This window comes from Frankia sp. BMG5.23, assembly GCF_000685765.2.
Taxonomy (GTDB): domain Bacteria; phylum Actinomycetota; class Actinomycetes; order Frankiales; family Frankiaceae; genus Frankia; species Frankia casuarinae.
The window spans coordinates 1-13,658 of the sequence record NZ_JDWE01000075.1 but is presented as its reverse complement, the minus strand read 5'-3'; the positions used below and the strand labels follow the sequence as shown (position 1 = coordinate 13,658).

The 13,658-nt window shown below is 69.3% G+C and carries 10 protein-coding genes; 6 read left to right on the top strand and 4 right to left on the bottom strand.

Features of this window, described 5'->3' with window-relative positions; all coding sequences use genetic code 11:
• A partial coding sequence (locus BMG523DRAFT_RS20215; RefSeq protein WP_035958657.1) for a LacI family DNA-binding transcriptional regulator occupies positions 1-682 on the bottom strand: 682 nt, incomplete at its 3' end.
• Positions 683-1,320: 638 nt separating this feature from the next.
• On the opposite strand from BMG523DRAFT_RS20215, the gene BMG523DRAFT_RS20210 reads away from it, so the two are divergent.
• The 6 genes from BMG523DRAFT_RS20210 (at position 1,321) to meaB (ending at position 9,249) form a co-directional block, all read left to right on the top strand.
• Positions 1,321-2,856: an AMP-binding protein gene (locus tag BMG523DRAFT_RS20210; protein WP_043591992.1), complete on the top strand. Its 1,536-nt coding sequence runs from the start codon at positions 1,321-1,323 to the stop codon at positions 2,854-2,856.
• A gap of 361 nt (positions 2,857-3,217) precedes the next feature.
• The gene (locus BMG523DRAFT_RS20205; protein WP_035912474.1) at positions 3,218-4,168 is read left to right on the top strand and encodes a CoA ester lyase; all 951 of its coding nucleotides are present in this window, start codon (positions 3,218-3,220) and stop codon (positions 4,166-4,168) included.
• A gap of 125 nt (positions 4,169-4,293) precedes the next feature.
• Positions 4,294-5,493 carry an acyl-CoA dehydrogenase family protein gene (locus BMG523DRAFT_RS20200; RefSeq protein WP_011436584.1) on the top strand — a complete coding sequence of 400 codons (1,200 nt, stop codon included), beginning with the start codon at positions 4,294-4,296 and terminating at the stop codon, positions 5,491-5,493.
• 57 nt (positions 5,494-5,550) lie between these two features.
• Positions 5,551-6,060 (top strand): MaoC family dehydratase, encoded by a 510-nt coding sequence (locus tag BMG523DRAFT_RS20195; RefSeq protein ID WP_011436585.1) that lies wholly within the window; start codon positions 5,551-5,553, stop codon positions 6,058-6,060.
• Between the two features lies 1 nt (position 6,061).
• On the top strand, positions 6,062-8,140 hold the full coding sequence (locus BMG523DRAFT_RS20190) for a protein meaA (protein WP_043591990.1): 2,079 nt from the start codon (positions 6,062-6,064) through the stop codon (positions 8,138-8,140).
• A gap of 59 nt (positions 8,141-8,199) precedes the next feature.
• Complete coding sequence (gene meaB, locus BMG523DRAFT_RS20185) at positions 8,200-9,249, top strand: methylmalonyl Co-A mutase-associated GTPase MeaB (protein WP_232235153.1); 1,050 nt, start codon at positions 8,200-8,202, stop codon at positions 9,247-9,249.
• A 234-nt stretch (positions 9,250-9,483) separates the two neighbouring features.
• Here meaB and BMG523DRAFT_RS20180 read toward each other — a convergent pair whose 3' ends face one another.
• The 3 genes from BMG523DRAFT_RS20180 to dnaK are packed head-to-tail and all read right to left on the bottom strand — an operon-like array spanning position 9,484 to position 13,124.
• A complete protein-coding gene (locus BMG523DRAFT_RS20180; protein ID WP_043591989.1) occupies positions 9,484-10,479 on the bottom strand; it encodes a DnaJ C-terminal domain-containing protein in 996 nt (331 codons plus the stop codon).
• A 6-nt stretch (positions 10,480-10,485) separates the two neighbouring features.
• On the bottom strand, positions 10,486-11,145 hold the full coding sequence (locus tag BMG523DRAFT_RS20175; RefSeq protein WP_108913568.1) for a nucleotide exchange factor GrpE: 660 nt from the start codon (positions 11,143-11,145) through the stop codon (positions 10,486-10,488).
• A gap of 38 nt (positions 11,146-11,183) precedes the next feature.
• Positions 11,184-13,124 (bottom strand): molecular chaperone DnaK, encoded by a 1,941-nt coding sequence (gene dnaK, locus BMG523DRAFT_RS20170; RefSeq protein WP_023841434.1) that lies wholly within the window; start codon positions 13,122-13,124, stop codon positions 11,184-11,186.
• Positions 13,125-13,658 lie beyond the last annotated feature (534 nt).

Genomic DNA, 13,658 nt, shown 5'->3' with positions numbered 1-13,658 from the left:
GCCAGGTAAAACCCCCGACCGCCTCCAACCCCGGGTCACATTCGATACCGGCAGCCGCGAGAGCCTCGCGATACCCGCGCCGCCGATCCGCGGAAGCGGTGGAAAGCGCCGTCTCGCGATTATCTGATCCGTCCCCGGCCGCCTCACCCGAGATCAGCCCGATCCGCCGATGACCCAGATTGATCAGGTGCTGCACCGCCGTACGGGCACCGCCGACGTCATCGACCCGCACGCTGGGGAAACCGGGCACGCTCGCGCCGACCAGAACACCTGGTATGTTAAGCGCTTGTAGGGAGCGCATCTCCATCAGCGTGAGAGGTGGACACGGGACGAGTACCGCATCGACCCGCTTACGCAGCGGCAGCGCATCGAAGGGGCCCGAGTCGTCCCCGGGGTTGTACAGCAACAGATCCAGCCCGGCCTCCCGCAGCACCGCCTCGGCCCCCCTGAGGACCTGGAGGAAAACCCAGCCGGTCAGATCCGCGATCACCCCGATCGTGCGCGTGTGCCCGCTGGCCAGCCGGGACGCCTGCGGCGACGCCACGTACTCCAGCTGCGCGGCAGCCTCCCGCACCCGTCGTCGGGTGCTTTCGGCGACGTAGGGTAGTCCACGCAACGCCCGCGACACCGTCGCCGTGGAGACGCCCGCCAACGCGGCCACCTCCTCGATGCTGCCGCCCATCCCGGATTCCTCCTCAGCGCCCGACCTCCCGCCGGAACCCATCAGGCGGCCAATCCACCAGGCGGCCAATCCGTCAGGCGCCCGGCCCTACAGCGTTTGCAAGCGAGCCTACCTCAACGTGCGCAAGCGTTCACGAAACCGTTGATCTTCGGGGACTTCTTCCGGGTCCGTACATGGGGGGTCAGCTCGCCATGCCTGCCAAGGTTCGGGTGAGACACTCACACGGGTGCGGTTGGCTACCGGTCGGGGACAGCTCTCGGCCGTAGCAGGTTGTCGATGTAGTGCTCGCGGACGGCCCGGTGCGCGGGCGCACCGGGCCTGTCCAGCACAATGCTCGCGCGGCTTGTCCGGACAACTGCGCCGCCTGAAACACGCAAGGCTGCCTAGGCGAACATGGCAAACAGTTGTTCCCAACGAACCTGTTTCTCACGAACCACCCGGCGTAGCCACACCGCGAGCGGTTCGACAGCAACGGCGGCGGCCTGACCAGGCCCGCGTCGACGTCGTGTGGCGTGTGGGTGCAAGCGCCTGTCACCGGCGTACAAACCCTCGCCGTTTACCGTGCCTACACTTTGGATCACACTCGATTCGACAGGTGAGGTTCGACAGCACCCCCCACAGACCCCTGGAGGCCAGCGATGTTGGTGCCTTTCGGCGCACGTGATTTCCTTGATCGAGCGGTCACGGTGTATGGCAGACGTGTCGGTGTCGTGGACGAACCGGACCAGCCCGCCCAGCCGTGGCCGGACCTGACCTACGCCCGCCTGGGTGAGACCGCCCGTGCGCAGGCGGCGGGCCTGGACGCCTTAGGCGTGGGCCACGGTGAGCGCGTCGCGATCGTGTCGCATAACAGTGCCCGCCTGCTCGCGTCGTTCTTCGGTGTCAGCGGGTACGGCCGGGTGCTCGTCCCGGTGAACTTCCGTCTCTCGCCGGAGGAGGTCAGCTACATCGTCGAGCACTCCGGCTCCGAGGTGCTGCTCATCGACCCCGAGCTGGAGGAGAAGCTCTCCGGCGTGACCGCGAAGCAGAAGTTCGTGCTGGGCGCCGAGAGTGACGCCGAGCTCTACCGCTTCGACGCCGAGCCCACGCCGTGGGAGCCGGATGAGAACGCCACCGCCACGGTCAACTACACCAGCGGTACGACCGCGCGCCCCAAGGGCGTGCAGATCACCCACCGCAACATCTGGGTCAACGCGGTCACCTTCGCGCTGCACGCCGGTGTCACCGATCGCGACGTCTACCTGCACACGCTGCCGATGTTCCACGCCAATGGCTGGGGCATGCCGTTCGGCATGACCGGTCTCGGCGTCCAGCAGGTGGTGCTGCGCAAGATCGACGGCCCGGAGATCCTGCGCCGCGTGGAGCAGCACGGCGTCACCGTGATGTGCGCCGCGCCGGCTGTGGTCAACGCCGTGCTCGACGCCGTCCGGGACTGGGACGGCGAGGTCCCCGGCCGCGACCGCGTGCGGGTCATCTGCGCGGGTGCTCCGCCGCCCACCAAGACGGTCCAACGGGTCGAGGAGGAGCTCGGCTGGGAGTTCATCCAGATTTACGGCCTCACCGAGACCTCGCCGCTGCTCACGATCAACCGTTCCCGCGTGGAGTGGGACGACCTGCCGCCCGAGGATCGCGCGGGCAAGCTCGTCCGTGCGGGTGCGCCCGCTCTGGGTGTCACGCTCAAGCTCTCAGACTCCGGTGAGGTGCTGGCTCGCTCCAACGTGATCTTGGCGGGCTACTGGGAGCGGCCGCAGGAGTCGGCCGGGGCCCTGGCGGGCGGCTGGTTCCACACCGGTGACGGCGGCGTGATCGACGACGAGGGCTACCTGACGATCAGTGACCGCAAGAAGGATGTGATCATTACCGGCGGTGAGAACGTCTCGTCGATCCAGGTCGAGGACTGCCTGTTCGGCCACCCGGCAGTGGCCGAGGTCGCGGTGATCGGCGTGCCCGACGAGAAGTGGGGTGAGGCGATCAAAGCGCTGGTCGTGCTCGCCGAGGGCCGGACGGCGACCGAGGCGGAGCTGATCAAGCACTGCAAGGAGCGGCTCGCCTCCTACAAGGCGCCCACCTCGGTGGAGTTCCGCGACCAGCTTGCCCGCACCGCCACCGGCAAGCTGCAGAAGTTCAAGCTGCGCGCCCCGTACTGGGAGGGCCACGAGCGCCAGGTCGACTGATCCGACCGGAGCGGATCCGTCCCGTGGACGGCACCCGAGGCACCGCGCCGACCGATCCGGCACCTTACCGGTACTCTACATAGAGTGACGAATGTGGTGCGTATGGTGAGTGTGAATCGGATGCCCGGTGCGGGGGACTGTGATAAAACCTAGATGCACAATTCAAGATTATCGGATGGGCTAATATCGGGCTACCGGGCGATTCCTGTGATCGGGCGGTTGCGACAGGTGGAGACCCTTGGTATGGGGGTGCGGGGGTCGCGCGGACGGAGGACGAAGCCTCGGTTCCGCGTCGATGTCCCTGTCCGCCGGGTGTTCGTCCGTTCATCGAAATCCGGCCTGTGAGAGATGTGGGGTAGTGGTGTCGCTGCGTTCGCGCCGGTCGTGTCTGGCCGTTCCCGGCTCGTCGCCGAAGATGCTGGGCAAGGCCCAGGGGTTGCCGGCCGATCAGGTGTTCTGTGACCTGGAGGACTCGGTCGCTCCTGGCGCGAAGGAGTCGGCGCGGGCGAACGTGGTCGCGGCGCTGAACGAGGGCGCCTGGGCGGGGAAGACCCGGGTGGTGCGGGTCAACGACCTGACCACGCGCTGGACCTACCGCGACGTGATCGAGGTAGTGGAGGGCGCGGGGGCGAACCTGGACTGCGTGATGCTGCCGAAGGTGCAGTCGGCGGAGCAGGTGGCGTGGCTGGACCTGCTGCTCACCCAGATCGAGAAGGTCATGGGGTTCGAGGTGGGCCGGATCGGGATCGAGGCGCAGATCGAGAATGCGCTGGGGCTGTCGAACGTCAAGGAGATCGCGTTCGCGAGCCCGCGGATCGAGACGATCATCTTCGGCCCGGCGGATTTCATGGCGTCGGTGAACATGCCGTCGCTGGTGGTGGGAGCACTCAGTCCGGACTATCCGGGTGACCCATTTCACTACGTGCTGTTCAAGATTCTCGAGGCCGCGCGCGCCCGCGGGGTGCAGGCGATCGACGGGCCGTTTCTGCAGATCCGTGATGTGGACGGATTCCGGGCGGTGGCGGGCAGGTCCGCGGCGCTCGGGTTCGACGGCAAGTGGGTGCTGCACCCGGGCCAGATCGAGGCGGCCAACGAGATCTACGCGCCCCGGCAGGCCGACTATGACCATGCCGAGCTGATCCTGGAGGCCTATGCCTGGCACACCTCGGCCGCGGGCGGTCTGACCGGTGCGGTGATGCTCGGCGACGAGATGATCGACGAGGCGAGCCGGAAGATGGCCGAGGTCGTCGCGGGCAAGGGCCGCGCCGCGGGGATGCAGCGTACGGTGAAGTTCGAACCACCGGTCGGCTGAATCCGTCCGAGTCGGGGCGGATCGGCGCGCCGGCACCCGGCGCGTGGCCATGATGAAACCATCCCGCTGCCTGAGTGCGTTTCTGCTCTCCCCTCAGGCATCGGGGGCAGCGACAGGAGCGGAACATGGGCAGGATCGCGCAGACCGACGGTCTGACCGAAGTGCAGCGGGACATCCTTGCGGCGGTACGGACCTTCGTCGACAAGGAGATTCTTCCCCATGCGAACGACCTCGAGCATCGGGATGAGTATCCCGAGGACATCATCGAGGCGATGAAGGAGATGGGCCTGTTCGGCATCACCATCCCGGAGGAGTACGGCGGGCTCGGCGAGTCCCTGCTGACCTACGCGCTCGTCGTGGAGGAGATCGCCCGCGGCTGGATGAGTGTCTCCGGGGTCATCAACACCCACTTCATCGTCGCCTACCTGATCCTCCAGCACGGCTCGGAGGAGCAGAAACGGCGGCTGCTCCCGGTCATGGCCACCGGCGAGCTCCGCGGGGCGTTCTCGATGAGCGAACCGGGCTGTGGCTCCGACGTTTCCGCGATCACCACCCGGGCCGACCGGGACGGCGATGAATACGTGCTCAACGGCCAGAAGATGTGGCTGACGAACGGCGCCCGCGCCGGCGTCGTCGCCACCCTGGTCAAGACCGACGAGGGTGCCCAGTCGGTCTACCGGAACATGACGACGTTTCTCCTGGAGAAGGAACCTGGGTTCCGGACACACGGCGGGATCACCATCCCGGGAAAGCTGGAGAAACTCGGGTACAAGGGGGTCGAGACCACCGAGATGGTGCTGGCCGACCATCGGGTGCCCGCGTCGGCGATCCTCGGCGGCGAGGCCGGCCGGGGCCAGGGCTTCTACCAGATGATGGACGGCGTGGAGGTCGGCCGGGTCAACGTCGCCGCGCGGGCCTGCGGGATCATGATCCGGGCGTTTGAGCTGGGTATCGCCTACGCTCAGCAGCGGCGGACGTTCGGCCGGCCCATCGCGGAGCATCAGGCCATCGCGTTCAAGCTCGCCGAGATGGCGACCAAGGTGGAGGCCGGGCATCTGATGATGGTCAGCGCCGCCCGCAGGAAGGACGACGGGCAGCGCAACGACGTCGAGGCCGGGATGGCCAAGTACCTTGCCAGCGAGTACTGCCACGAGGTGACGACCGAGGCTTTCCGGATCCACGGCGGCTACGGCTACTCCAAGGAGTACGAGATCGAGCGCCTGTACCGGGAGGCCCCCTTCATGCTCATCGGAGAGGGGACCTCCGAGGTACAGAAGCGCATCATCAGCCGGGCATTGCTGAAGGAGTACCAGCTTCCGGGCTGAGGGGCCGGTGCGTCTCTGACGAGTTGAGTATGCTGTGATCAGGTGAGGGAGTTCCAAATGCAGTTCGGGCGTTACTTCGAGGAGTTCGAGGTAGGTGCGGTTTACAAGCACTGGCCGGGCAAGACGGTCACCGAGTACGACGACCATCTCTTCTGCCTGCTCACGATGAACCATCATCCGTTGCACCTGGACTCTCATTTCGCCGAGGAGACCACTCAGTTCAAACGGAACGTCGTCGTCGGGAACTACGTTTACTCCCTGCTGCTGGGAATGTCGGTGGCCGACGTATCCGGGAAGGCGATCGCCAACCTGGAAGTCGAGTCGCTACGGCACGTGAAGCCGGTGTTCCACGGTGACACGATCTACGGCGAGTCCACCGTCCTGGACAAGGTCGAGTCGAAGAGCAAGGACGACCGCGGGATCGTCACCGTCGAAACCCGCGGTTACAACCAGGACGGCGTCCTTGTCTGCATCTACCGCCGCAAGGTCATGGTGCCCAAGCGGGCCTACGGCGAGGCACGCGGCGGCGAGCAGCCTGGCCGGCCGGAACCCCGGACGGAAGGCTGAGATGGCGGGCGCGGGCCGGGCGGAGCCGAAGCGGGACCGTCCGTGGATCATCCGCACCTATGCCGGGCATTCGAGCCCGGCCGAGAGTAACGCGCTGTATCGGCGCAATCTGGCCAAGGGGCAGACCGGGTTGTCGGTGGCGTTCGATCTGCCCACGCAGACGGGCTATGACCCCGATCACGCCCTTGCCCGTGGCGAGGTGGGCAGGGTAGGGGTGCCGATCGCGCATCTCGGTGACATGCGGCGGTTGTTCGACGGGATTCCGCTGGCGCGGATGAACACGTCGATGACGATCAACGCCACCGCGATGTGGCTGCTGGCGTTGTACCAGGTGGTCGCGGAGGAGCAGGGGGCCGATCCGGCGGAGCTGGCCGGGACGACCCAGAACGACATCATCAAGGAGTATCTGTCGCGGGGGACCTATGTCTTCCCGCCGGGTCCGTCGCTGCGCCTGATCACCGACCTGATCGCCTACACGGTGGCCGAGTTGCCCCGCTGGAACCCGATCAACATCTGCAGTTATCACCTGCAGGAGGCCGGGGCCACGCCGGTTCAGGAACTGGCCTATTCCATGTGCACGGCGATCGCGGTGCTCGATGCCGTGGCCGCCGCGCGGGGGATCCCGGTGGGCCGGGCTGACGCGGGCCGGGCTGGCGCGGTCCGGGCTGGCGCGGACCGCGGGGAGCTGGAGCGGGCGGATTCGGAGTGGATGGGTGAGGTGTGTGGTCGGATCTCCTTCTTCGTCAACGCCGGAGAGCGTTTCGTGGAGGAGATGTGCAAGATGCGGGCGTTCACGGCGTTGTGGGATGAGCTGCTGACCTCCCGGTACGGGGTTCGGGAGCCGGCGCAGCGCCGGTTCCGGTACGGGGTGCAGGTCAACTCGCTGGGGCTGACCGAGGCCCAGCCGGAGAACAACATCATCCGAATTGTGCTGGAGGCGCTGGGGGTAACCCTGTCGAAGGACGCGCGGTGTCGGGCGTTGCAGCTGCCGGCCTGGAACGAGGCGCTGGGCCTGCCCCGGCCGTGGGACCAGCAGTGGTCGCTGCGCATTCAGCAGATCCTCGCTCATGAGACCGATCTGCTGGAGTATGACGATCTGTTCGCCGGTTCGGTCGTGGTGGAGAAGCGGGTCGATCAGCTCGTGGCCGCGGCCAGGGCGGAGATCGACCGGGTTCAGGAGATGGGGGGCGCCGTCGCCGCGGTCGAGAGCGGCTATATGAAGTCGCAGCTGGTGACGTCCCAGGCGGCGCGGCGGGCTCGCATCGAGAGCGGTGAGGATGTTGTCGTCGGGGTGAACCGGTTCACCGAGACCGAGCCGAATCCGCTGCTCGCCGATCTTTCCGCCGCGATCCAGACGGTCGATCCGGCGCTGGAGGAGGCGACCCGCGCGGAGCTGGCGGCCTGGCGGGCCGCCCGCGACGACCGGGCGGTGACGGAGGCGCTGCTCGGCCTGCGGACGGCGGCCGGGACGGACGCGAACCTGGTTCCCGCCACGCTGGCCTGCGCCCGGGCCGGGGTCACGACGGGGGAGTGGGGGGACACGCTGCGGGAGGTGTTCGGGGAGTACCGGGCACCGACGGGGGTCGGCGAGGCCACCGTCGCCGGTGGTGGCGGGGCCGCCCTCGACGAGCTGCGGGCCCGGGTGGCGCGCACGGGGTCCGAGCTGGGCCGTCCGGTGAAGATGCTGGTCGGTAAGCCCGGTCTCGACGGGCATTCCAACGGCGCCGAGCAGATCGCGCTGCGGGCCCGTGACGCCGGTTTCGAGGTCGTCTACCAGGGGATCCGGCTGACGCCGGCGCAGATCGTGGCCGGGGCCGTCGAGGAGGACGTGCACGTCGTCGGGCTGTCGGTGCTCTCCGGTTCCCATCTCGACCTGGTGCCCCAGGTGCTGACGGGGCTGGGGGCGGCCGGGGCGGGTGAGATCCCCGTCATCGTGGGCGGCATCATCCCCGCGGCGGACGCGGACGAGCTCGCCCGACTCGGGGTGGCCGCGGTGTTCACGCCCAAGGACTACGAGCTCACCGCCATCATCCGGGGCATCCTCGACGTCGTACGGGCCGCCAACAAGCTCGATCAGTGAGCTCGATCAGTGAGCTCGATCACCGAGCTCGATTGGTGAGCTCGATTAGTGAGGTGGCCGTGACGGTTGGGGATGGTACCCGGGTGGGCTCGTCGATCGAGTCGGTGACCGAACTCGTCACCGCCGCCGTCGCGGGCAACCGCCGCGCGGTGGCGAGGCTCATCTCCATGGTCGAGGACGGTTCGCCGTACCTGCAGCGAACCGAGCAGCTGCTGATGCCTCGCACCGGGGGCGCGCAGGTGATCGGCCTCACCGGGGCGCCGGGGGTCGGCAAGTCCACCTCCACCTCCGCGCTGGTGGGCGCCTATCGGGCTGCGGGCCGGCGGGTCGGCGTGCTGGCCGTCGACCCCTCGTCCCCGTTCACCGGCGGCGCGCTGCTCGGCGACCGGATCCGGATGGTCGAGCACGCCACCGATCCGGGCGTCTTCATCCGCTCGCTGGCGACGCGCGGAAGTCTCGGCGGCCTGTCGACCGCCACGCCCCAGGCCCTGCGGGTTCTCGACGCCGTCGGGTTCGACGTCGTCCTGATCGAGACCGTCGGGGTGGGACAGGCCGAGGTGGACATCGCCGCCCTGGCGGACACCACGCTCGTCCTGGTCGCCCCAGGGATGGGGGACGGCGTCCAGGCCGCCAAGGCGGGCGTTCTGGAGATCGCCGACGTGCTGGTGGTCAACAAGGCCGACCGGCCGGGTGCGGACCGGACGGTCAACGAGCTCACCGCCATGCTCCGGATGGGCGGTGCCGGCCGCGGGGAGGACGACCGGCGTCCGCAGGTCGTGCGGACGGTCGCCGCCACCGGGCAGGGGGTGGCCGAGCTCGTCGAATCGATCGAGGCCCATCGGGACTGGCTGCTGCGCACGGGGCAGCTGCAGCGCCGACGGCGTCGGCGCGCGGTCGACGAGATCTCGCGGATCGCCTTCGCCCGGCTGCGGGAGCGGATCGGGGACCTGCGGCCCGGAGCCGCGATCGACCAGCTCGCCGACGAGGTCGTCGCCGGCGGACTCGACCCCCACACCGCGGCCGATCGTCTCCTCGACGAGGCACTCGCCGCTCAGGCCGCCGTTGGCCTGGCCGCCGGTCACACCGGTGCGGTGAAACCGACCAGGTAACCGCGGTCGTGGCAGCAGCGGCAGGGGTCGATCACCAGCACGGTCCGGACCTGACCGGCCCGGAAGCCCGCCACATGAGACACCGTGCGGCATCGACCATGGCAGGTCGGGCAAATGGTGTTCGGCTTGGCGTCCACGTGACGGTACCTTCCCGGGATGACGGGACATAACCTCGGGGCGGCCTCCGTACCTCGGGGCACCCCCGTACCTCGGGGCACGCGGTGTCGGGCGAGTTCACGTTCTCGGGTCGAAGGCCGAGACGGCGGCCAGCTGCTCGAACAGCGCGCGTTCCCGGGCGGTCAGGGCCGGCGGCACCGCCACGCGCACCTCGGCGTGCAGGTCGCCGGGCGGGCCGGTGGGGTTGGGTAGGCCGGCGCCGCGTAGGCGCAGCCGCCGGCCGCTGGACGATCCTGCCGGGACGCGCACCTTGATCTCGCCGCCGGGGGTGGTGACCGGGACCCGGGCGCCCAGGGCGGCCTCCCAGGGGGTGACCGGCAGCGGGACGTTGATGTCTCGTCCGGACAGCCGGTAATACGGATGCGGCGCGATCTTCACGTGTAGGTAGAGGTCGCCGGGCTGGCCGTGCCTGCTGCCGCGGCCGCCTTGGCCGGCCAGCCGGACGCGCTGGCCTTCGACCACCCCCCGCGGGATGGTGACCTGGTAGCTGCGTGGGCTCCCGCCGGGGCCGGCGAGGGTGATCTGACGCCGCCCGCCCCGGTAGGCCTCCTCGACGGTCAGCTCGAGCTCGGCTTCCTGGTCGGCGCCGGGGATCGGCCCGGTCGCGCCGTGGGCCCCGAACAGATCACCGAAGATGCTCCCGCCGAGGCCCGCGCCACCGGGGCCGGCGCGTCCGAAACCCCTGTCGGCGAAGTCTGCGAAGTCGGTGCCATCGGCGAAGTCGGCGCCGCCGAAGCTCGGTTCGGCCCGGACCCGGCCGGTGCGGCTCCAGCCCCGGCCGGCCTGGCCGAAGTCCGGCCCGGCGGTCACCCGTCCGTCGTAGTCCTCGGGGATGCGCCGGAAGTCCGCGCCGAACCGGTCGTAGCGCGCCCGCGTCTTCGGGTCGGACAGCACGCGGTACGCCTCACCGATCTCCTTGAACCGCTCCTCCGCCTCCGGGCCGCGGTTGACGTCGGGGTGGTAACGGCGGGCGAGGCGGCGGTAGGCCTGCTGGATCTCCTCGGCGCTCGCGCCCCGGCCGACACCGAGAAGCTGGTAGTAGTCCTGGGCCACGGCCGGTCACTCCGCGGGCCCGCCGGTGCCGCCCGGGTCCGGGCCGATCTCGCCTGGTTGCCGGGCGCCGCCGGGCGGTTCGCCCGGAGGGCGGCTGACGGCGACTCCGGCGGGGCGTAGCTGCCGTCCGGTGTCGCCGTAGCCGGGGCGGATCACGGCCACCACCGTGCCGGCTGGGACGTTCGGTTCCTCGACGGCGGCCAGCGCCTCGTGCCGGGTCGGATCGAACGGCACCCCGACCTCGTCGTGGCGCGGGTAGCCGAGCCGGGCCAGCACGTCCACGGCCTGGTCCCGGACCGTCCGGACACCCGCCACGAGCGAGGTGGGGTCGGCGTCGGCGTGGGTGAGCGCGAGGTCGAGATGGTCGAGGACCGGCAGCCAGGCGGCCGCCGCGTGGGCCCGTTCGGCCGCCCGATCCCGCTCCAGCTCCCGGACGGTCCGTTTACGCAGGTTGTCCAGGTCGGCGGCGGCCCGCCGCCACCGGTCGGTCAGCTTGTCCACCTGCATGGCGAGCGCCACACTGTCCAGGACCGTCTCGGTCGGGAGATCGTCCGCGCCGACGGGGCCGGCGTGGGCGGTGGCCTCTCCGCTACTCCGGTCCACGGTCTGGTCGGTGGTCTGGTCGGCGCCGTGGCCGGTCCGGTCTGGGCGCTGTTCGCGCGGCATGTCGTTCGCCATCATGGGTCGGTCTCGGTTGGCATGGGTCAGCCCCGGTCGAACTCGGCGTCTACCACGTCGTCGCCGTCAGGGCTGCCGCCGCCAGGGGTGCCGCCGCCAGGTGGTGGCTGTGGGCCGCCCGGGGCGGTGTCGGTCGGGCTGCCGCCGGTTCCCTCGGTGGGGGCGGCCTGGCCGGTTCGGGCGGCGGCCAGGCCGTGGTAGATCTGTTGGAGATCCGAGGTCAGGGCGCGGACCCGGTCCACCGGAGCCTCCTCTTTGATGGCCTGGCGGGCGTCGGCGACCAGCAGGTCGGCGCGGGCCTTCTCGTGGGGCGGGGCGGCGTCACCGAGTTCGGCCAGCAGCCGTTCGACGCGGTAGGCGACCGAGTCCAGCTCGTTGCGGGCGTCGATTGCGGCGCGTAGCGCCTGGTCGGTGGTGCGGTTACGCTCCGCCTCGGTGATCATCCGTTCGACCTCCTCCTTGGGGAGGTTGGAGGTCTCACTGATCGTGATCGACTGCTGGGCTCCGGTGTCCTTGTCGCGGGCGGTGACGTTGAGGATGCCGTTGGCGTCGATGTCGAAGGTGACCTCGACCTGCGGTTCGCCGCGGGGCGCCGGGCGGATGTTTTCCAGGCGGAAGCGGCCGAGTACCCGGTTGTCGGCGGCGCGTTCGCGTTCGCCCTGCAGTACCACGATGTCCACGGCCGGCTGGTTGTCCTCCGCGGTGGAGAACACCTCGGAGCGTCGCACCGGGATCGTGGTGTTGCGTTCGACGATTTTCGTCATCAGGCCGCCGCGGGTCTCCACCCCGAGGGAGAGCGGGGTGACGTCGAGCAGGAGCACGTCGGAGACTTCGCCCTTGAGCACCCCGGCCTGGATCGCCGCGCCCAGGGCGACGACCTCGTCGGGGTTGACGCTCATGTTCGGTTCCTTGCCGCCGGTCAGCCGCCGGACCAGTGCCTGCACCGCGGGCATCCGGGTGGCGCCGCCGACGAGGATCACCTCGTCGAGGTCGTCGGCACTGATCTTGGAGTCCTCCATCGCCTGGCGGACCGGTCCCATGGTCCGTTCGACCAGGTCGGCGGTGATCTGTTCGAAGGTGGAGCGCATGACCGTGGCGGTCAGGTGCCGCGGCCCGGTGGCGTCGGCGGTGATGAACGGCAGGTTCACCTGGGTCTGGGTGACCGCGCTCAGTTCGACCTTGGCCTTCTCCGCGGCCTCGAACAGCCGTTGCAGTGCCTGGGGGTCCCGGCGCAGGTCGATGCCCTGTTCCCGGTGGAACCCGTCGGCGAGGTAGTCGACCAGCCGGCGGTCGAAGTCGTCCCCGCCCAGGTGGCTGTCCCCGGCCGTGGCCCGGACCTCGACCACCCCGTCGCCGACGTCGAGGATGCTCACGTCGAACGTGCCGCCGCCGAGATCGAAGACCAGGACGGTCTCGTGGCCCTTCTTGTCCAGCCCGTACGCCAATGCGGCGGCGGTCGGCTCGTTGATGATCCGCAGCACGTTCAGGCCGGCGATCCGGCCGGCGTCCTTCGTCGCGGTGCGCTGCGCGTCGTTGAAGTAGGCCGGCACCGTGATGACCGCTTCGGTGACCTTCTCGCCCAGGTTCCGCCCAGCGTCGTCGGCCAGCTTGCGCAGCACCAGCGCGCTGATCTCCTCCGGCGCGTAGAGCTTGTCCCGGATTCTGAACCGGGCGGCGCCCTCCGGGCCCGGGACGACGTCGAAGGCGACCGCTTTGGCCTCCTCGGTCACCTCGTCATAGCGGCGGCCGATGAACCGCTTGGCCGAGTAGATCGTGCCCTTCGGGTTCAGGATCGCCTGCCGTCGCGCCAGCTGCCCGACCAGGCGTTCACCGCTCTCGGTGAACGCCACCACCGACGGTGTCGTCCGCGCACCCTCCGCGTTCGGGATGACCCTCGGCTCGCCACCCTCCCAGGCGGCGATCACCGAATTGGTCGTCCCCAGATCAATGCCGACTGCCTTCGCCATCGAATGCTCCTCCAGAAGCGAACCTCACACATATGACGAATCGGGCGTTCCCACGCCGTGAGCAGGCTTCACGCGGATAAACCGGCCCCACAGCAGGGAACCTGTCCAGGATTTGCCCAGCAAAACGCATTGCCTACGGAGTATCGCTTGTCGGCAGGCGAAGGAAGAGATCACGAAAAGGCCTTGATCGCCAGTAGGTCCTGATTGCCAGGGGAGCTGGAGCACCGGGAGAGCTGGAGCACCGGGAGAGCTGGCAGAGCCACACCGGTCGGGGCCGGGCCGGGGCAGGATCGGGCCGGGTCAGGACCAGGGCCTCGGCAAGTTTGCTGGTAAGCAGACTTTCGGCGTTGTGTGGGGCTTCCAGTGGTGTTGCGTAGCGCGCTTCTGACGCGAGGCCGGGGGCGTCATGGGTGCGGGCACGGCTCCTGGAGATCATGGAGGTTCCTACACCGTCATGATCGTCTCGAGGTGCCATGCCCGCCGCACCAGTATTACCGCCTGCCCCTGTTCTCGATCGGCTGGCTGCCGTCGGCG